The following is a 20,095-nucleotide window of genomic DNA, read 5'->3' as shown; positions in this document are numbered from 1 at the left end:
ATTGCCCTCTTTTTCAGTTAAGATGAACAATGAAGCAATTATTAGGAGGAGAAAGAATGAGTACAGACTTTTTTGAAGAACTAAAGCAACGCGGATTAGTTCATCAGACCACAGACGAAGCAGCCTTGACCAAACAATTAAATGAAGAGTCTGTGAAACTATATATCGGCTTTGATCCTACCGCAGATAGCCTGCATATTGGTCATTTATTGCCTATTTTGATGTTGCGCCGTTTCCAACAAAACGGACATGTGCCAATCGCATTAGTTGGTGGCGGTACAGGAATGATCGGTGACCCATCCTTTAAAGATCAAGAACGTCAATTAAACACATTGGATACCGTTTTGGAATGGTCACAAAGTATCAAAAGCCAATTATCTCGCTTTATTGATTTTGATGACCAAGAAAATCCTGCCATCATTGCCAATAACTATGAATGGTTAGGGGAATTGAAACTGATCGATTTCTTACGGGACACGGGGAAAAACTTTACCATCAACTACATGATGAGCAAAGAAAGTGTCAAACGTCGGATCGAAACAGGAATTTCCTACACCGAATTTGCATACCAGCTTTTACAAGCCTATGACTTTTTGAACCTTTACGACAACCACGGTTGCTTGTTGCAATTAGGTGGTAGCGATCAATGGGGGAATATCACCTCTGGAATCGAATTATTGCGTCGTGAGCGTGAAGTCCAAGGGTTCGGTTTGACTATGCCATTGATCACAAAAGCAGATGGAACGAAATTTGGGAAAACAGAAGGCAATGCGGTTTGGCTAGATGCCAAGAAAACAACGCCTTACGAGTTCTACCAATTCTGGATCAATACGGATGATCGTGATGCAGTCAAATTCTTGAAATATTTCACCTTCTTATCATTAGAAGAAATCGCTGTGATCGAAGCTGAATTTAACGCTGCACCAGAATCTCGAGCAGCACAAAAAGCTTTGGCAAAAGAAGTCACTACTTTGGTTCATGGGGCAGAGGCTTATGAACAAGCCGTACGCATCTCAGCAAGTTTATTCAGCGGCAATATCAAAGAATTGAACGCTGAAGAGATCGAACAAGGCTTTAAAGGGGTTCCTAGTCATCAGGTAACAGCGGATGATTCTTTGAACATCGTTGAAGTGTTGACGACTGCTAAAATCGAACCATCAAAACGTCAAGCAAGAGAAGACGTACAAAATGGGGCCATCTACATCAATGGGGAACGCGTCCAAGACCTAACGTACGAGATCCAAGCAAGTGATCGGATCGGTGGAAAATACGTCGTGATTCGTCGTGGCAAGAAAAAATATTTCTTATTAACATTTTAATCGCAAAAAGCGAACCGACCTGTTGGTTCGCTTTTTTTCAAATTTTTGTAGAGGAAGGGTCTTTGTTGGAATGGGAAATATAGTGTTGAATGCCGCCGGTTTATTTGCCATGATCTTCTTAGGGTATTTTCTTAAACGGCTAAATGTCCTTTCAAAAGCGGATGGCTCGATCTTATCCAAAATTATTTTGAATGTGACGTTACCGGCAGCAATCATTTTGAATTTAGCTTCAATGCAAGTACAAGTCAGTGCGCTTAGTTTGATTGTGATCGCTTTGATCATTACGATCGTCCAGATCCTCTTCGCATTTTTCTTGACCAAAAAAGAATCGAACACGCTGCAACAGTTTGCTATGTACTGCGGGTCAGGATTTAATATCGGCAATTTTGCAATTCCTTTTGCCCAAAGTTTTTATCCTTTAGGGATTCCACTGATTTCGCTGTTTGATATGGGGAACAGTATCATGTTGGCAGGGGGAACGACGATTTTCATCGAGTTCTTGATTGGAAAGCGGACGACGTTTGAACCAGGAAAAATCTTTTTGAATCTCCTGCGCTCGCCAACATTTACCATTTATCTAGTGATGCTGATTATCCGCAGTGCGGATTGGAGGATTCCCGAGTCAGCCTTGGCGCTCGTTCAGCCAATCGGGATCGCAAATACGTTTCTGTCCATGTTTATGATTGGCTTATTTTTGGATTTCCGCTTACCGAAGCACACTACGCCAACGGTAATCAAAATTTTAAGCTTACGCTACGGACTAGCTTTCGTGCTGTTCGCGGCTTTCTATGTTTTACCGATCCCAGTTTTATTAAAACCAGTACTTTGTTTGTTAGTGTTTGCTCCGATCCCTTTATTTGGGGTCATTAATTCCGTGATTGCTGGGATGGAGGAAGAGGCGGTGGGATTTGTTTCTTCCATTAGCTTTTTGATAAGTATGCCGCTAATGACGGGTGTCCTGATGTTATTTGGACTCGCTTGATAAAAAAATACGGCAATGAGCAAAATAATCGCTTTACAAGGTGCTTTTATCGATAATAGAGAAGACTAGATTTAGGAGGAAAAGAAAAATGTTGATTGGTTCACACGTTTCAATGAGCGGCAAAAAAATGCTTTTAGGAGCAGCAGAAGAGGCGGCTAGCTATCAAGCTACTACGTTTATGATCTATACCGGAGCTCCGCAAAACACGCGGCGCAAACCGATCGAAGAGATGCAGATCGCAGCTGGACAAGATTTTATGACGGAAAAGGGAATTTCGAATATCGTTGTCCATGCCCCTTACATCATTAATTTAGGTAATACCATCAAACCAGAAAACTTTGGCTTTGCCGTTTCGTTCTTACAAGAAGAAATCCAACGAGCCCAAGCTTTAGGTGCAACTCAAATCACGTTGCACCCCGGTGCCCATGTCGGTGCAGGACCCGAAGCTGGGATCAAGCAGATCATTAAAGGCTTGAACGAGGTCCTTGAAAAAAATCAAACCGCCCAGATCGCATTAGAAACAATGGCAGGTAAAGGCACCGAGATTGGTCGCAGTTTTGAAGAATTGGCAGCAATTATCGATGGCGTTGCCTTAAATGAAAAGTTATCCGTTACACTAGATACTTGTCATACGAATGATGCCGGCTACAATGTCAAAGAAGACTTTGACGGCGTGTTAAACGAGTTTGACAAAATCATCGGGTTGGATCGCTTGAAGGTCATCCATGTCAATGATTCAAAAAATCCACAGGGTAGCCACAAAGACCGACATGCGAATATTGGTTTTGGCACGATCGGCTTTGAAGCCTTGAATAAGATCGTTCATCATGAGCAATTATCAGCGTTACCGAAAATTTTGGAAACACCCTATGTTGGCGAAGACAAAAAGAATAAAAAAGCCCCTTATGGCTATGAAATCGCGATGCTGCGGGAAAAGACCTTTGATCCTGAGCTATTGACGAAAATCATGGCGGGTGCTTAAACGGTTCATTTAACCATGAGCCAGCTTATTATTGGAGGAAGAAAAATGGACTTTCAGTTGCTGATCGATGCCGCGAAACAAAAACTGGGATTCAGACAGCTCTCTCAATTTGCAGAAGCAGGGAGTGTCGCGGCAGCTCTGGCTACTGCAGATGGACAGATTTATACAGGGATCTGTATCGATACCAGCTGTTCCATGGGTTTTTGCGCCGAACAAGCTGCGGCTGCGCAAATGATCACCGATGGGCAGCAGCGGGTGTTACAGATGGTTGCAATCAATTCGGCAGGTGAGCCGATCCCACCTTGTGGTCGTTGCCGTGAATTCATCAGCCAGCTGGATCCTGCCAACCACAACACGCAGGTCATGATCGCAGCAGGAAAAATAATGACGATAGAAGAGCTGTTGCCTTTTGATTGGAAAGCATCAAAATAAAAAGAGATTTAGCCCCTTAGACCGCTCTGTTCTAAGGGGCATCTTTGTTTTATCGATCCAATGGACGATCAACATGTTTAGATAAAAAAACTCCTCAACCAGCAATAGCGCTTTGTTGAGGAGTTGATCGATAGCAATGATTAGAATTTTTTCGCAGCTGCTGCTACGCGTTCTAAACCTTCAGCAATGATTTCTGCTGTTTTAGAAGGATCTGCATTGTGACCTTCGATGATTACTTCTTCTGTGATGTTCATGCCGAACATACCACCGAAAACTTTTTCCATAAAGGTTACAGCGTTTTCCATTGCGCTCATTTCGCCTGAGTAAACACCACCACGGGCATTCAATAGAACGATTTCTTTGTCTTTCAACAATTGGTTCATTGAACCATCTTCGTTATAAGAGAAAGTAAAGCCAGCTTGGAAGATATAGTCGATGAATGTGTGCAAAGCTGCTGGGATCGTTAGGTTCCACATTGGGAAAGCGAAAACGATGGTATCTGCTGCTGCGAATTTGTTCATCACGTCTTGACGGACAGTCATCAATTCTTGTTCTTCTTGGTTTAATTCTTGTTCTTGTGAAAGTTTGCCAAATGCTTCAAATAACGTTTGACCGATATAAGGCATTGGTTGTGCGTACACATCAAAGGTTACAACGTCCACATTGTTCGTATCAAGATTTTCAACGAACGTATCAAACATTTTTGCAGATACTCCATCAGGACGGTTATTGGCTTTAACAACTAAAATATTTTTCATTTTTTTCCACCTTTACTTTAAGTAAGTTTTAATCACAAAACGTAGTATACTATAAAATAATTTTGCTTACAATAAATAAGTGTACTTTTTTAAAAAAAGCTGGAATTTTGCGGTATTTTTCACGTAGTTTTGGTAAACTTTAGAGAAAACAGGAGGGGTTCTATGAAAATATTCGTGGTCGAAGATGACAAATCGTTAGTCAAAATGATGGAAAATCAATTATCCCGCTATGCGTATCAAACCTTTGTTCCGGAAAATTTCGCTGCGGTTTTAGCTGAATTTTTGCTGATCCAACCTGATTTGGTTTTGTTAGATGTCAATCTGCCTTATTATGATGGGTTTTATTGGTGCCAAAAAATCAGGGAACATTCATTGGTTCCAATTCTCTTCATCTCCGCACGTGACGGCAATATGGACCAAGTGATGGCATTAGAATACGGTGCTGATGATTATCTGGTCAAACCTTTTTCTTATGACTTGCTGCTGGCTAAAGTGAAGAGCCATATTCGCAGAGTCTATGGGGATTATGCACAGTCTGATCGGGCGAGAAGCTTGAAGGCTGGCGAATTGACCTATTATCCGGAAGCGTTGAAGATGGTCTATCGTGAAGCCAGTGAATGGCTGACTGTTCGAGAAGGAGAATTATTGACCCTGTTAATGTCGGCACACCCAGAGATGGTCAAACGGGAACGGATTTTAAATCTATTATGGGATGATGAGCGCTTCGTTGATGACAATACGCTTTCTGTCAATGTCGGCCGTTTGCGAAAAAAATTGGCGGCAATGGGCATCAATGATCCGATCCAAACGATTCGCGGCAAGGGTTACGCCTTATCGGTAGTAGGTACAGAAGAATGAGAGCATATGCAAGTGTTCATTTACCTAAACTACTCGTTACCTTCCTAGCCATTTCATTGTTCGTTTTGGTGATTTGGTTGGATGGCTATCGAAATTACCTCGTGATTGGTTATGGTCTGCTTCTATTCGGGCTGTTCATTGTTCTTGTTTATTTGGTAGATTACCTTTCCAATACTGCATTTTATCATTATATCAAGCATGGAAGAGCGACTCACCGAAGCAATGGCTACCTTTCCAAGCAATGGCGCAAGCAGTTCGATGCACAAGAACAGCAAGAGCAAGAACGGCTGACAGAACTAGATCAGCACCATCAAAATCATATTCGTTTCATGAATATCTGGGTTCATCAAATGAAAACACCTGTCTCAGTGTTAGCGCTAATGGCTGAAAGTGAGGAGGTCGACAGCTACGATCTTTTAGCTGAAACAGATCGCTTAAAAAGTGGCTTGGCGACTGCGCTGAATTTTGTGCGCTTGGAAGATTTCACAGAGGACTTCGTTATCGAGTCAGCCTCACTGTTGGAATTGTTAAAACACAGTATCGGTGACCAGAAGCGGAATTTTATTCGCAGTGAAGTCTATCCGAAGCTGATGAGTGAAGCGGATATCACGGTGACAACAGACAAAAAATGGCTAGGTATTTTGCTCTTTCAGCTCATCAGCAACGCCGTCAAGTACTCAAAGCCAGACAGTAAGGTCTATTTTGAGATCGATCCTTTTTCTAGAAAATTGACGATCTCAGATGAAGGGTGCGGAATTGCAGAAGCGGATCTGCCAAGGGTTTTTCGCCCCTTTTATACAGGTCAGAATGGTCGGCAAACAGGAGAGGCAACTGGGATCGGTCTTTATTTAGTTGAAACGATCAGTACGCAATTAGATATCGATGTGTCGCTTGCCTCTATGGAGAATCAAGGCACGACGGTTACCCTAACATTTCGGAGGTGAAGGCTTTCTTACAATTTTGTAAGCTTTCTATCATGAAATCGATAACTGATTGCGGTGCCGCCTGCTAAACTGGTAGCAAAGGAGTGAAGATGATGGCTTTACTAGAATTGAAAAATGTATCGAAAACCTACACAGGGGAAGTGTCTGTTGAGGTTTTACAGCAAATCGATCTCAAAGTGCCAGAAGGAGAATTTATCAGCATTATGGGTCCATCTGGCAGTGGCAAGACCACCATGCTGAATTTGGTGGCAACATTGGATAAACCGACTTCAGGTTCGGTGATCATCAAGGGCGAGCAGCCCCTAGAATTATCTAAGCAAAAACTCGCGGAGTTTCGTCGTCGGCAACTAGGTTTTGTTTTTCAAAACTACAATTTACTTTCGCCGTTGAGCGTGCTTGAGAATGTGATTTTACCACTGACACTGGATCGGGTGCCCGTTCCTGAAATGAAAGAACGTTCGGAACAGCTATTACGTGAGCTTGGGATCTATGAGAAAAAAGACAAACGCATCTATCAGCTTTCCGGTGGAGAGCAGCAGAGAGTTGCGATTGCTAGAGCTTTGATCCATCAACCGGAATTGCTTTTAGCAGATGAACCGACGGGCAATCTTGATTCAAAGGCAGCACGAGATGTCATGGAAATACTAAGTCAGATGAACAAGCAACTTAAGGTCACCACCATGATGGTCACCCATGATCCTTATTCTGCCAGCTTTTCTGATCGGGTCGTTTTCATCAAAGATGGAAAGCTGTATAACGAAGTCTATCGCGGGGCTGATCAACAGCAATTTTATCAAAAAATTCTTGAAGTCCTAGCACATTTAGGAGGTCGCCGTCATGAATTTCAGACAGTTGATCATTCGTAATCTGCGGGGGAATTTTCGAACCTATGCGGCCTACTTCGTCAGTAGCGCCTTTGCGGCGATGGTGTTTTATATCTTTAGTCTTTTGCTCTTTCATCCGCAATTGGAAGAAAATTTGTCCAATAGCGGTACACTTTCAGAATTGGCGAAGGTCGGTCTATCCGTCGCACTTGTGGTGATCGCTTTACTGTCGCTGTTGTTTTTATGGTATACATTTGTGGTCTTTTTAAAACGACGCAAACGTGATCTGGCAATCTACTTGATTTTGGGGATCGAAGAAAAAGATCTGCGAAAGATTTTGTTTGTCGAAAATGCCCTTTTAGGAACCTGTGCCACAGTGACCGGTATTGGGTTAGGGATTTTATTGACGAAATTATTGCTGCTGATTGCGCAAAATGTCATGTATCTAACAGAAGGACTGAAATTTATGGTTCCTATGGAAGGTTTAGGATTGACCTTTGGGATCTATGTCTTTATTTTTCTCTTGATCTCCTTTTTCAGTACCCGCGCCTTGCAAGGAGAACAGATTATCTCATTGATCAAGGAAAATGAAAAGCCACGTCCTGAACCAAAAAGCCATTGGGCATTGGCTTTTTCAGGAATTGTGCTGTTACTAATTGGCTATGGATCGGTCTTTTATTTTAGCTACCAAACGTACTCGATGCTGCCGCTTATGCTAGGAGTCTTGTTGACTGTTGCGGGCACGATTTTGTCATTCCATCAGTTCAGCGTATTTCTATTGAAACGATTAAAGAAACGCCCGACCTTCTTACGAGGGACTCGGATGCTGACTATCAGCGAATGGATTTTTCGCATGCGAGACAATGCGGCGATGTATAGTCTGATTGCTATTAGTACCTCCGTGGCATTCGTTGGGATTTCCGTGATGCTGGCGATTGGCAGTTCTTCTTTTTCTTCGATCCAAGGAATTAGTGTAGCCTATGTATTTCCGTGGTCTGGGCCAGAAGACCTCGATCATACCGAGGGAAAAGTAAACGAAATTAAAACTGCTATAGAAGAAAAAGGGTATGCGCCTGTAACGGATAGTGTTTCCTTACTATGGGCATATGCGAATCTTGATGAATCTGCAGTTACGAATGATTCATTCTATACGACGAATGGCTTTTCAATTATGCGAGAAAGCGACTATCAGAAAATAATGAAACAAATTGGTGAGGAAGCTGATTCTGTTGCAGATAATCAAATAATGACACTTAGTGCTAATTATTCACGTCGAAAACAGCTTCTAGAAGCCCCTGAGAACGAACGTACAAGTATCTATCCAATCGAATTGGGATCAGAGACCGGTATAAAAAAAGATGTTACGATTGTCCACAGTCCCTCAATGCTTTCTCTGGATTACTTTGGACTGTCAGTTGTGACAGATAAAACCTTTGAGGAGTGGCAAGCCCTCTTGCAAAAATCCACCGACGATATGGAATCTGGTTTTATTTGGTTAGACTATCCAGAATGGGCTGAAACACCTGAATTGGTATCTGATTTCAATGGGAATTTAGATAAAGAAAATGCCTTGATCGATCAGCAATACGAAGAGCTCAGTCAGGAGTTTGAAGCCAAAGGTGACTATACGGATGAAGAGTGGGCAGAAGCAGCAAAAGACATTCCGATGCGTACGTCTTATACCTCGAAATACCAAGTTTTCCAAGAAAATCGTCAAGGAAATGGCATCATCTTAATGATCACGGTATTACTGGGTTCGGTTTTCTTTATTTTCTCCGCTTCAATTATCTATTTCCGTTTATTTGCAGATTTAGATAAAGATGGGGCGTACCACCGTTCCTTGCATATTTTAGGTGTGTCGCCGAAGGAGCGTCACAAAGTTCTGCGACGCCAACTGCAAGTGATGTACTTCTTGCCAACAGTCGTGGCAATGATCCATTTTGCGGTGGCAATGACCGCTTTGCGTATTTTAGTAGAATTGCCTGTATGGCAATACTATGGTGTGATTGTTAGTCTCTTTTTGATTTTCCAAATCGTTTTTTACTTTGTTTGTCAGTATCGGTACTTGCAGCAAATTGATAGGATCGCCGATCCTACAGAGTAATTTATTCTTCAAGCCAAATCTCTTTCAGTCTGTACTGATTGGGATTTGGCTTTTTATTAGCTAGTTTGTCTAAATTTCTATCCATGAAGCCTTTTAATTGTGCAAATCATTGAAAAGCAGATAAAATTAAGTAACGCTCATTTTGTCAAACAAACGAAGAGACACTGTTAGAACACGACAACTGTCAGATGCAAAATTCATTTCGAGTACAGTGAAGGCTGCGGTCGATGGATTTAGGGAAGCACTTATTTGAGGGAGGAGACCAATGATCACACGACTTGGAAAAGCATTTGCAGTCTTACTGTTGCTGATTCCTTTATTTGCTGGTATCCGGATTGTTTATGGGGAAACCGATGTGGGTGCCAACCTGATCACAAATGTATCGATCGTTAATAGCCGCAACGAGGTCATTACAAGTATTGAAAAGGATGATTCCTTCAAAATAGATATGACCTGGAGTTTGGAGGATTTAGGAGATTTAAAAGCCGGTGACAAAGCGACTGTCACCTTGCCAGTTGAGATTGAAGGCGTCAATAATACGTATGCTTTATACGATGAAAATAACAACTTAGTGGTCAATGTTACCCAAGTTGGCAATCAGTTGACCTTTGTTTTCACGGAATTTGTCGAACAAAATACCAATGTACACGGGGACTTTTATTTTTGGACAAAGTTCAGCGATGAAGTGACAGAGAACCAAATCAACAACATCAACTTCGAAACAGTAAATGGAACGCAATCGGTGCCTATCTTTATTCAAGCAGTGGATGATACAGGGGAGGGAGCCTTACTCACCAAACAAGGACTGTATTTAGGTACGCAAGAACCCAAACGGATTATTGATTGGCGTGTGTACATCAACTCGTTTGATACAAATCAAGTGACGATCAAAGATGGAACGTTTATTGATATTTTAGGTCCCCATCAGACACTCATCAGTACGACTGCCCGAGTGGTTTACGGACCCAGCGTTTCCAACCCAACGTATGTTGAGCAAGTACCGATCGTTTTAAATAGTGATGGCTCCTTTGAAATTCCTTTGCGGGATACGGAGGAACGGATCTACATTACCTACAAAACAGAAACGGATGGTTCATTGGAACAATATACCAATCGGGGCATCCTTGATGCCGTGGTCAATGATGTGCCAAGAACAAGCAGTATTACTGGCTATACGCCACGCTATGGTGGCGGTGGTGGCGGAACCGGTGAACCAGGGGAGTCCAGCAGCACGGAACCAAGTAGTGAAAGCAGCACCAGTAGTACAACCGAACCAAGTAGTGGAAGCAGTACTAGTAGTACTACCGAACCAAGTAGTGAAAGCAGCACCAGCAGTAGCACAGAACCAAGTAGTGAAAGCAGCACCAGCAGTAGCACAGAACCAAGTAGTGAAAGCAGCACTAGTAGTACTACCGAACCAAGTAGTGAAGGTAGTACAAGTAGTACCACCGAACCAAGTAGTGAAAGCAGTACAAGTAGTAACACGGAACCAAGTAGTGAAAGCAGCACCAGCAGTAGCACAGAACCAAGTAGTGACAGTAGCACTAGTAGTAGCACGGAACCAAGTAGCGACAGTAGCACCAGTGAATCCACCGAATCAACTAACAGGAGTAGTTCTAGTAATACTGGGGCGGTGTCACCTGAAAATTCATCCTCTGGGATCAATAAGTCATCCAAAACAAATAATTTGCATAATCAATCAGAAAAACAGCACTTTCCTCAAACGAATGAAGTGTCTAATCATTTATGGATTGCAATAGGAATGGTTTTAGCAGGATGCGCATTGAAGTTAGGTTGGAGTAAATTTATCAGGTAGATAGAAACTGAAATTTTGGAGGCAGTTTTATTACTTGGAAGAAAAATTAATAAAGACTTATTTAAAGGAAAGATGCCATTTTATGGCCACTTTCCTTTTTTTTTCGGCGCATGTTTTCTCTGAGATTTTATTATAATTTCTTTATCAAGTTATCTTGAAATATTCATTTAGGAAGTGAGGAAATGAGAAAACTGGTTGGTGTATTAATTACAATACTGCTAATAGGGTTATTGATTCTTGTGTTTGGTTTCGATCATACTTCAGCAAAAGAACGTTCCAGAGGAAATCTGTCGTTTTCTGTACAAACGAACCGAGTGATTTATGACGAAGCCTTGAAAATGATCACGGTTCCGGTACGTCCGAACAAAACACTGACTTCACAAAAGGTTCGTGTCTTACTAACTTATGGTTGGGATGGGAACGGACACAGTGAAAAAGTGATCGGCGAAACAGTTTTAACGAAAGTCGATTGGTTTTCAGGTGTTGAAAACTACTTAAGGATCCATGCGGAGATGGCTATTGATGAGATAAAAAGTATGGATAAAGTTGATTTAGTTGTTATATATGATGGTGAAACAACAATAACTGAAAACCTGAAGCCCGGTCATTGGCAAGTAACCGCACCGCCAAGCAGTAATGAGAGTACGACAGCTGAGACAAGTAAAAGCTCAAACGAAACGGTAGCAACAAGCGCTTCCTCTAGTAGTATCGAGCCGAAATTTAGCGAGTCTCAATCGACGAGTCCAACGACTTCTGAGGCTGAAATTACCAGTGAAGACATCCAAAGCACACAAAGCACTATCGATATCAGTGATTCGGAAACCGTCAGCACCCAACCAGTCACTAAAAGCGAGCCAAGTCAGACAGAGAGCTGTCAAGAAAACGCAGCGACAGCCATAACGTCTACCGAGAAGGAATCTGCTTCGTCAAAGCATTCAGATTCACAAAAGAAAACCAAAGGATTGCCAGCCAATCAATCCCAGAAAAGTCAGGCGAGCGTTTCATCTAGTGTCCGTACAGAAGAGCACCAAGCGACAACATCTTCTCAAGACAAAAAGGAACAACTTCAACCCACGGAGATAAGCAGTGGCAAGGAGGTCAATGCAGCCGTACTACCGAAAACCGGCAGCAAAACTACCAATCTTCGCTATCTACTCTTTGGTCTAGTAGTGGTTCTGACTGTGTTTCTTTACTGGCTGAAGCGAAAGTTATTTTATGATGAGAAGCTGTAACGAACATACCCAAAAATCATGAGAAAATTGATAACCCACGATTGGAAATTTCTTCCCCAGAATGCACAATCACGTGTTGTTTTGCCGTAATTCATAATTAGTCTGACGATCCTTTTGAAGCGTCAGACTTTTTTTATGAAAATATGCAAATAACGAAAGGAAAATTTGTTAAAAGTAATTTGACAGAAAAGAGTGCACAGTGGTACGATCACCAAACATTCACAGCTTACAATTTTGTAAGGTGATAGATTCAAAGCAAAAAACAGCTTTGGCTGACCATACAAGCGAGGGAATTTTCATGTTACACGCACTTTTGGATACCACAGAAAAACAAATTTTTCAGTTTCTTAGCTATTGTTACGAAACGAACAAACCAAAATATACAATTAAAGAGCTTTCTGATGTTTTCAATAGGAGAACGAATAAAATGCAGTCGATCGTGCAACAAGTCGAATGGTTTTGTGCCCGCTATCCTCAGTTTACGTTGATTTATGATGAACAAGAAAAAGAAGTGTTGATTGCTTTTTCTCCACGATTTTTATTGAGTCAAGCATATAATGTATTGTTACAGGGAACCGTTGGGTTTATCTTACTCGATGCACTCTTTCACGGGGACTATCACTCCCTTGAACAACTCAGCCTCAAAACCTTCAGCAGTCTCCGAACGGTCCAACGAAAATTGCAGGAACTAAATCACATTTTGGCGAACTATCATTTGTCCTATAGTCTGAAAAAAGGAGATCCCTTGACAGGTGAGGAATACGCGATCCGCTATTTTTATCATTTAACCTATTGGCAGATTTTCGATGAGAAGCACTCACAGGTAGTGGCATCGATCAAGGATAAAGAAAGCATTATGGCTTTGTTTGAAACTCATGCTTCTTATATGAGAAAAATCGATATCGATAAGTTTCTTAATCTATTCGCTATCTCCCTGCAAAGAATTCATCAAAAGCATCCAATCACTTTTTTACCAGAGGAAGTAAGTACCTTTGAACATCCACTGATTGAAAGGAATCAGTTTTTTGAGGTCTTTTTAAAGCCATTATTCAACGGCAATCACCTTTCTCTATCTGAAATCTCGGAGCCTGAATGCAGCTTCTTGTATTTTATGTTTGGCGTAATGAACACCTATCTTGAAGAGGATCTTTGCGAGGCGGAACTCTCGTGGTTGACCCAACCCAAGTATCAGCCAGAAGTATTACTTGTTGAACAACTAGCCCAGTGTTTTCGTCTGAGGTTTACCGATGCTGAAAAAAACTATTTACTAGTTAATTTCGTAATGATCCATTCTGCTTCCAACCTTTTTGGTACCCGACAAAAAAGTGATAGTTTTGGTAAACCGACCGACAAGCAAGAGCTACAAGCGGCTTTCCCGGTGCTGTATCCGACCGTGAAACGATTTTTTGAGGAAGCGACTGTTTCTTTACCTGATTTGCGTGCATTGCTGCAAAAGAATGACCGATTGATTTTCCAATACTGTATGTTATTGAGAGTTATTTTTATCAAATATGAACAGCCAGTCACTTTCTCGATCCATTCGAAATACGGAAAAACGCAAGAACTTTGGATGAAGAACCGACTATTGAATGCAACGCATCGAGCGATGGCGCATCTTTCACTTACTCAAAAACCAGATTTGGTCATCAGTGATTATCCGATTCATCAAGAATTTTCTGAGGAAGAACAGCCCTATATCTTTTATTGGAACGGTCAACCAAGCGCAAAGGAGTGGAAACAACTTAAACAAACGATCAAACAGATCAGAAGTGCCAAGAACAAGGCAGCTTTTGAAAAGCTCGTTTTTGCCCAATCGATTTGATCGTACCATGTAAATAATCAGCCGCGTGGGTTGGCTGAGCAGACAGAACTTATAATTTCGTAAGTTTCGGCAGTAAGGCGAAAGTGAAAAGCGACTTTGATAAACACAGGTGTCAAGAAGCAAAAACAGGAACATCGTCGTTCCTTTTTCGCTTCTTGACTTTTTTTTACAGAGATGGCATGGTATACATATTATCATAACGTTTTTTATTTAAAATCGTTGCAGAAAAGGTGTTAGGAAGAAGGGGTAACTTTGACAGAAGTATTAGCACTGCAAAATGTTTCCAAATTGATTGGAACCAAACGAATCATTGAGGATGTTTCCTTTGTGGTGGGCCAAGGACAAGTCGTTGGTTTATTAGGGCCTAATGGGGCTGGGAAGACGACGATCATTCGGATGATTGTTGGGTTGATGAAGCACAACACAGGATCGATTGCCATTATGGGGAATTTACTGGATTCTTCTTTTAAAACCGCGATTGCCTCAGTCGGTGCGATCGTTGAAAATCCTGAGTTTTATAATTATATGACAGGCTATGAAAATTTGATGCAGTATCAGCGCATGGCGAAGAAAAAAAGTACGACAGCAGAATTAGAAGCTCTTATTCGTCAGGTACATTTAGAAGGACACATCCATCAAAAAGTCAAAACCTATTCATTAGGGATGCGTCAGCGTTTAGGTGTTGCCCAGGCATTGGTCCATCAACCAGACTTATTAGTTTTAGATGAACCGATGAATGGCCTGGATCCTAAAGGCATGCGGGAGTTTCGAGAAATGATTCTTTCTTTGAGAGAAAAAGGCGTTTCTGTCTTAGTTTCCAGTCATCAATTAAGCGATATCGAACAAATTGCCGATCATTTGATCGTGGTGCAAAAAGGAAAAGTCACTCATCAAGTAGCAATGGCAGAGTTGAAAGCAGAGAAAAATGTACTGATTATTAAAACTGATGATAATGCGGAAACAGAAGCAATGTTAAAAGCTTCCTTTGAGGTCGAGGTCTTGCAGGTTGCAGATGAACTGCAAGTCACTCTAGCAACAGATCAGCGTTCGGCAATCGCTGCAGCGATCGTGACGGCTGGGATCGGCTTGAAAGAACTACGGACAAAGCAATCTTCTCTAGAAGATACATTCTTGGCTTGGACCGAAGAAGGAGGTTTGTAAGCATGCTGACATTGATTAAAAATGAATGGATCAAATTAACCAAAAAACGTTCTACTTGGATCATGCTGCTTTTATTGGTTCTAATGACTTTTGGGTTGACCTATGTGGTTCGCTTAGGTAGTCCCGAGATTGGTGCCAATGATTTATTCGCTTCTTTGAGCGACATGACTTCCTTTTTAAACTTATTTGTGGTGATTGTGGCAGCTTCTTCAGTGGCGGAAGAGTTCAGTCGTGGAACAATCAAGTTCTTATTGATTCGGCCTTTTTCCAGAAGCCAAATCTTAGCAGCAAAAGCCATCAACACGTTTTTATTTGCGCTTTTAGGGACTGCTGTTTTACTAATCAGTAGTTTAGCAGCCGCCAATTTATTTTTAGCAGCTGAATCACCTTTTGCTGCTACTGGCTACAACGGGCTAGCGGCGATTCTCGTTGCCTTTGTTTTTGCGGGAACCAACTTGCTATTGATTGTCTTTTATATTGCATTGACCATCTTTATCTCAGCCGTCATTCGCTCTCAAAGCCTGGCGGTTGGCTTAGGCTTGGGTATGTTGTTTGGAAGCAGCATCATCAACTCGATCATGCTTTTTGCTCAAGAAAAATACCCATGGCTGAAGTGGAACCCGTTTAATTTTATGAATATCAAAGAGCAGATACCGAGTTTATTAAATAGTCCTGACATGCAGATGACTGCCTTTGATCCGGGATTGGGCTATTGGGAAATGGCGATCGGGATCCTTGTTTATAGTGTTTTAATCTACCTTTTAACAAATTGGTTATTCAATAAAAGAGATGTCGCATTAAGTTGAGGAAACGAGTGAAAGTTTTTGGATAAATCCAACTTTCACTCTTTCTTTTTGTGTTTTTTTCTAGTAAAATGATTCATTGAGAGTACAAGAGAAAGGAGAGTTTTCAAATGGTTAGTGTAGGAATCGTAATCGTGATCGCTGTTGTTGCAGCATTACTAGGCGCTGTCGGCGGCTTCTTTTTGGCGCGTAAATATATGCAAGATTATCTAAAGAAAAATCCTCCCGTTAATGAGGATATGCTTCGCTCGATGATGATGTCAATGGGTCAAAAACCTTCTGAGAAAAAGATTCGTCAGATGATGCAGCAAATGAAAAACCAAAAGTAGGTTTTTTTCTAAGAAGCGGGCTGATTTTATCAGCTCGCTTTTTATTGCGGCAAAATGCAGAAACTAAAAGAATGTCCCCAGGCTGCTTTTTCTATTTACGTTCTGTGAATAGCGGGGTAGCAATCGAATCTGAATCTAATAAATATTCGGAAAAATCGCAAAATTTAGGCAACAGGTCACAAAGAAATGGAGAGTGTTATGTCAATATTTAGGAAGTTAGGTTGGTTTTTTAAACAAGAAAAGAAACATTATTTGTTAGGCGTAGGCTCTTTAGTCCTAGTCGCCTTGGTACAGTTGGCCCCTCCCAAAGTTATCGGGATCATCATCGATGAAATTGCGGAAAAAGAGATCTCGATGCAGACGATCTTTTTTTGGGTCATGATCTTGATTGCTTCAGCTATCGCTCAATATGTGTTTCGTTTTGTCTGGCGAACGCATATCTGGGGCAGTGCCGCTCGGCTAGAAAAAACGTTACGCAGACAGTTATTTGCACATTTTACAAGGATGGATCAGTTGTTTTATCAAAAGCATCGGACAGGTGATTTGATGGCCCATGCCACCAATGACTTGAATGCCATCCAGAATGTGGCAGGGGCGGGGATCTTGACCTTTGCTGATTCCTTCATCTCTGGTGGAGCTACTATCATTGCGATGGTTCTCTTTATCGATTGGCGGTTAACGATCATTGCTCTATTGCCGCTGCCTTTCTTAGCAGTCATGGCACGGGTTCTTGGTAGCAAATTGCATGATGCGTTTCGTGACTCGCAAGAAGCATTTTCTTCCATCAACGACAAAGCCCAAGAAAGTATTACTGGGATGAAAGTCATCAAAACCTTTGGACAGGAAAAAGAGGACATCGCTGATTTTCAAACCAAAATTGACCATGCCATCATCAAAAACCGCAAAGTCAATTTTCTGGATGCCTTGTTTGATCCGTTTATTACGATCATTATCGGAATCTCCTATGTGCTGACGATCATCGTCGGCGGCAATTATGTTATGGACGGTACCATCTCGATCGGTCAATTGGTATCCTTCATCAGTTATATCGGTATGTTAGTTTGGCCGATGTTTGCCATTGGACGTCTGTTTAATGTGCTGGAACGAGGCAATGCTAGTTATGATCGGGTTGCCGAATTGTTGGCGGCAAAGACCCATATCATTGAAGCCAAAGATGCGGTCGATGCCCCAGCTCAAGGAACGGTGAACGTTCAAATCAATGATTTTCACTATCAAGGAGATGATTTTGCCCTGCAAGACATCCACTTTACTTTGCCTGCCGGGCAAACACTTGGTGTCGTCGGGAAAACCGGTGCTGGAAAAACCTCTTTGATGAAGCTTTTGTTGCGAGAGTATGATTCATTTGATGGAGCGATCACCTTCGGGGGCATCGATAGCAAGCAATACTCTTTGAATGCTCTTTTGGGATCAATCGGTTATGTTCCGCAAGATCATTTCTTATTTTCCATGACGATTCGAGACAATATCCGCTTTGCGCAACCACGGGCTTCTCAAGCAGAAGTTGAAGCGGCTGCTGGATTGGCAGTGATCCACGAGGATATCAGTCAGTTTCCGGAAGGGTATGAAACGATGGTGGGGGAACGTGGTGTTTCTCTTTCTGGCGGACAAAAACAGCGTTTATCCATTGCCCGTGCTTTGATCACTGATCCAGAATTATTGATTTTAGATGACGCCCTTTCAGCAGTAGATGCCAAAACGGAAGAAGCTATTTTACAACAATTACGGACGTTCCGTCAGAATAAAACAACGATCATTGCTGCCCACCGCCTAAGCAGTGTCAAGCACGCAGAAGAAATTCTCGTGATCGACAATGGGAAAATCAGTGAACGCGGGACCCATGAACAATTATTGGCTGCAAATGGCTGGTATAAAAAAATGTGGGACAAACAGCAACTAGAAGCCAAAATCGAAGGGAGTGAAGCCTAATGCAAGAATCAGAATGGAGTAAATCGATTCCCTTTAAAGAACAAAAAAACATCATCAAGCGAATGTTTCTTTTTGCCAAGCCATTTCGAAAAACCTTCTATGCAGCGATCTTTTTTGCTTTTGTGCTATCGATCGTCAATATCCTGTTGCCTTTGATCATTCAAACCTTTATGGATAATTATTTGACCAATCAAACGGCGACCCAGCAAGTCATTTATTTCTTTGCTGCATTGTATTTCTTTGGGGTGTTGGTAAAAGCTGTGATTTGGTTTTTCCAATGGTTCCTTTATTCGATGGGTTCTTTAAAAACCTATCAATATATTCGAGCAAAATTATTTGAAAAATTGCATAGTCTTGGGATGCGCTATTTCGATCAGACGCCAGCGGGTTCAATCGTTTCACGGGTCAGCAACGACACAGAAACGTTGTATGAATTTTGGTATGTCTTCTTGATGGTATTGACAGGGATTTTTGCGGTGGTTTCTTCTTTTGCCGCCATGTTTCGCATCAACGTCAAAATTGCTTTACTGAACTTGATTTTTCTGCCAATCCTAATGGTAGTCATCTGGTATTATCAAAAATTCAGCTCTCGTATCTATCGTCAAATGCGGGAAAAACTGAGTCAGCTGAATACGAAATTGAATGAATCGATTTCTGGCATGCAGATCATTCAGCAATTCCGTCAAGAGGCGCGGCTGAATGAAGAATTCGAAGCGACCAACGATGATTATTTGAAAACTAGATACGCTATGATCCGCACGAATGCGCTGCTACTATCACCAATCATTAGTTTGTTGTATGCCTTAGCGATTGCCTTGTCATTGACGCTCTTTGGGTTTGATGCCTTAGAATCGCCCATTGAAGTTGGGTTGATTTTCGCCTTTACGACCTATATTCAAGGATTCTTTAATCCCATGACACAGATGATGGATTTTCTCAGCGTCTTTACTGATGGGATGGTAGCCGGCAGCCGGATTTTGAAGATTATGGATAACGAAGAATATACGCCGCAGCAAAACTCCGATGCCAGTCAAACCATCACCAAAGGAAAAATTGAATTTCGTGATGTCAGTTTTTCCTATGATGGAAAAAACAACGTATTGAATCATATTTCTTTCATCGCCTATCCAGGTGAGACCGTGGCTCTAGTCGGTCACACAGGAAGTGGCAAGAGCTCGATCATCAATGTGTTGATGCGTTTTTACGAATTTGGGGAAGGGCAAATTTTGATCGATGATCAAGATATCCGCGACTTCACGATGGAAGAGCTTCGGAAAAAAGTTGGACTCGTATTGCAAGATGCTTTCATGTTTTATGGGGACATCGCTGACAATATCCGCTTATTGAATCAGGACATTCGTGAAGAACAGATCGAAGCAGCAGCAAAATTTGTTCAAGCAGATGCCTTTATTCAAAAACTACCTGGTAAATACCACGCCAAAGTGATTGAACGGGGTGCCAGTTATTCAAGCGGGCAACGGCAATTGATTTCCTTTGCCCGAACGATGGTGACCGATCCGAAAGTGCTGGTCTTGGATGAGGCGACTGCCAATATCGATACTGAAACAGAAGGACTGATCCAAGAAGGCTTGGCAAATATGCGTCAAGGGCGAACCACGATCGCGATCGCCCATCGATTGTCTACCATTCGCGATGCTGAGTTGATTTTGGTGCTTGATAAAGGCTCGATCGTCGAACGAGGCACCCATGATGAACTTTTGGCTCAAAAAGGGTTGTATGCCGATATGTACCGTTTGCAGGCAAGTGAAGTTTAAACGGCCA

At 41.9% G+C, this 20,095-nt stretch carries 17 protein-coding genes; 16 read left to right on the top strand and 1 reads right to left on the bottom strand.

Going from position 1 to position 20,095, the window contains the following annotated elements:
• Nucleotides 1-56: 56 nt before the first annotated feature.
• From tyrS to IGK63_RS09275, 4 genes are all read left to right on the top strand, one after another.
• The gene (gene tyrS, locus IGK63_RS09290) at nucleotides 57-1,319 is read left to right on the top strand and encodes a tyrosine--tRNA ligase (RefSeq protein ID WP_034872567.1); all 1,263 of its coding nucleotides are present in this window, start codon (nucleotides 57-59) and stop codon (nucleotides 1,317-1,319) included.
• 70 nt (nucleotides 1,320-1,389) lie between these two features.
• Nucleotides 1,390-2,301, top strand: a complete 912-nt coding sequence (locus tag IGK63_RS09285; protein ID WP_016612232.1) for an AEC family transporter — start codon at nucleotides 1,390-1,392, stop codon at nucleotides 2,299-2,301.
• Nucleotides 2,302-2,389: 88 nt separating this feature from the next.
• Complete coding sequence (locus IGK63_RS09280; protein ID WP_429972483.1) at nucleotides 2,390-3,283, top strand: deoxyribonuclease IV; 894 nt, start codon at nucleotides 2,390-2,392, stop codon at nucleotides 3,281-3,283.
• Between the two features lie 45 nt (nucleotides 3,284-3,328).
• Entirely contained in the window at nucleotides 3,329-3,715 is a 387-nt protein-coding gene (locus IGK63_RS09275) for a cytidine deaminase family protein (protein WP_034872565.1), read from the top strand.
• 140 nt (nucleotides 3,716-3,855) lie between these two features.
• On the opposite strand, the gene IGK63_RS09270 is transcribed toward IGK63_RS09275, so the two are convergent.
• Complete coding sequence (locus IGK63_RS09270; protein WP_005225804.1) at nucleotides 3,856-4,473, bottom strand: FMN-dependent NADH-azoreductase; 618 nt, start codon at nucleotides 4,471-4,473, stop codon at nucleotides 3,856-3,858.
• A 162-nt stretch (nucleotides 4,474-4,635) separates the two neighbouring features.
• Here IGK63_RS09270 and IGK63_RS09265 point away from each other — a divergent pair, with 162 nt between their 5' ends.
• The 12 genes from IGK63_RS09265 (at nucleotide 4,636) to IGK63_RS09210 (ending at nucleotide 20,088) form a co-directional block, all read left to right on the top strand.
• Nucleotides 4,636-5,331 carry a response regulator transcription factor gene (locus IGK63_RS09265; protein ID WP_008378457.1) on the top strand — a complete coding sequence of 232 codons (696 nt, stop codon included), beginning with the start codon at nucleotides 4,636-4,638 and terminating at the stop codon, nucleotides 5,329-5,331.
• Complete coding sequence (locus tag IGK63_RS09260; RefSeq protein WP_016612231.1) at nucleotides 5,328-6,275, top strand: sensor histidine kinase; 948 nt, start codon at nucleotides 5,328-5,330, stop codon at nucleotides 6,273-6,275. Before IGK63_RS09265 ends, IGK63_RS09260 begins: the two co-directional genes overlap by 4 nt.
• 89 nt (nucleotides 6,276-6,364) lie before the next feature.
• Nucleotides 6,365-7,141: an ABC transporter ATP-binding protein gene (locus tag IGK63_RS09255; RefSeq protein ID WP_005235419.1), complete on the top strand. Its 777-nt coding sequence runs from the start codon at nucleotides 6,365-6,367 to the stop codon at nucleotides 7,139-7,141.
• Nucleotides 7,113-9,203: an ABC transporter permease gene (locus tag IGK63_RS09250; protein WP_016612230.1), complete on the top strand. Its 2,091-nt coding sequence runs from the start codon at nucleotides 7,113-7,115 to the stop codon at nucleotides 9,201-9,203. The genes IGK63_RS09255 and IGK63_RS09250 overlap by 29 nt, the downstream gene beginning before the upstream one ends.
• Before the next feature lie 265 nt (nucleotides 9,204-9,468).
• Nucleotides 9,469-11,019: an Ig-like domain-containing protein gene (locus tag IGK63_RS09245; RefSeq protein WP_101699155.1), complete on the top strand. Its 1,551-nt coding sequence runs from the start codon at nucleotides 9,469-9,471 to the stop codon at nucleotides 11,017-11,019.
• Between the two features lie 182 nt (nucleotides 11,020-11,201).
• Nucleotides 11,202-12,251: an LPXTG cell wall anchor domain-containing protein gene (locus tag IGK63_RS09240; protein ID WP_005235425.1), complete on the top strand. Its 1,050-nt coding sequence runs from the start codon at nucleotides 11,202-11,204 to the stop codon at nucleotides 12,249-12,251.
• A 298-nt stretch (nucleotides 12,252-12,549) separates the two neighbouring features.
• Nucleotides 12,550-14,073, top strand: a complete 1,524-nt coding sequence (locus IGK63_RS09235; protein WP_139960171.1) for a helix-turn-helix domain-containing protein — start codon at nucleotides 12,550-12,552, stop codon at nucleotides 14,071-14,073.
• Between the two features lie 252 nt (nucleotides 14,074-14,325).
• Nucleotides 14,326-15,234: an ABC transporter ATP-binding protein gene (locus tag IGK63_RS09230; RefSeq protein WP_016612225.1), complete on the top strand. Its 909-nt coding sequence runs from the start codon at nucleotides 14,326-14,328 to the stop codon at nucleotides 15,232-15,234.
• A gap of 2 nt (nucleotides 15,235-15,236) precedes the next feature.
• Nucleotides 15,237-16,040 (top strand): ABC transporter permease, encoded by an 804-nt coding sequence (locus IGK63_RS09225; RefSeq protein WP_008378441.1) that lies wholly within the window; start codon nucleotides 15,237-15,239, stop codon nucleotides 16,038-16,040.
• A gap of 107 nt (nucleotides 16,041-16,147) precedes the next feature.
• Complete coding sequence (locus IGK63_RS09220) at nucleotides 16,148-16,366, top strand: YneF family protein (protein WP_005235432.1); 219 nt, start codon at nucleotides 16,148-16,150, stop codon at nucleotides 16,364-16,366.
• A 198-nt stretch (nucleotides 16,367-16,564) separates the two neighbouring features.
• Nucleotides 16,565-18,313, top strand: coding sequence for an ABC transporter ATP-binding protein (locus tag IGK63_RS09215; RefSeq protein ID WP_042890950.1), 1,749 nt, complete (start codon nucleotides 16,565-16,567; stop codon nucleotides 18,311-18,313).
• A complete protein-coding gene (locus tag IGK63_RS09210) occupies nucleotides 18,313-20,088 on the top strand; it encodes an ABC transporter ATP-binding protein (RefSeq protein ID WP_008378435.1) in 1,776 nt (591 codons plus the stop codon). The genes IGK63_RS09215 and IGK63_RS09210 overlap by 1 nt, the downstream gene beginning before the upstream one ends.
• Nucleotides 20,089-20,095 lie beyond the last annotated feature (7 nt).

Origin of the sequence: Enterococcus sp. AZ040, assembly GCF_050499185.1 — a bacterium.
GTDB lineage: Bacteria > Bacillota > Bacilli > Lactobacillales > Enterococcaceae > Enterococcus_D > Enterococcus_D entomosocium.
Note: the sequence above shows the minus strand (reverse complement) of the source record. Positions and strands in the feature narration are given on the sequence as shown.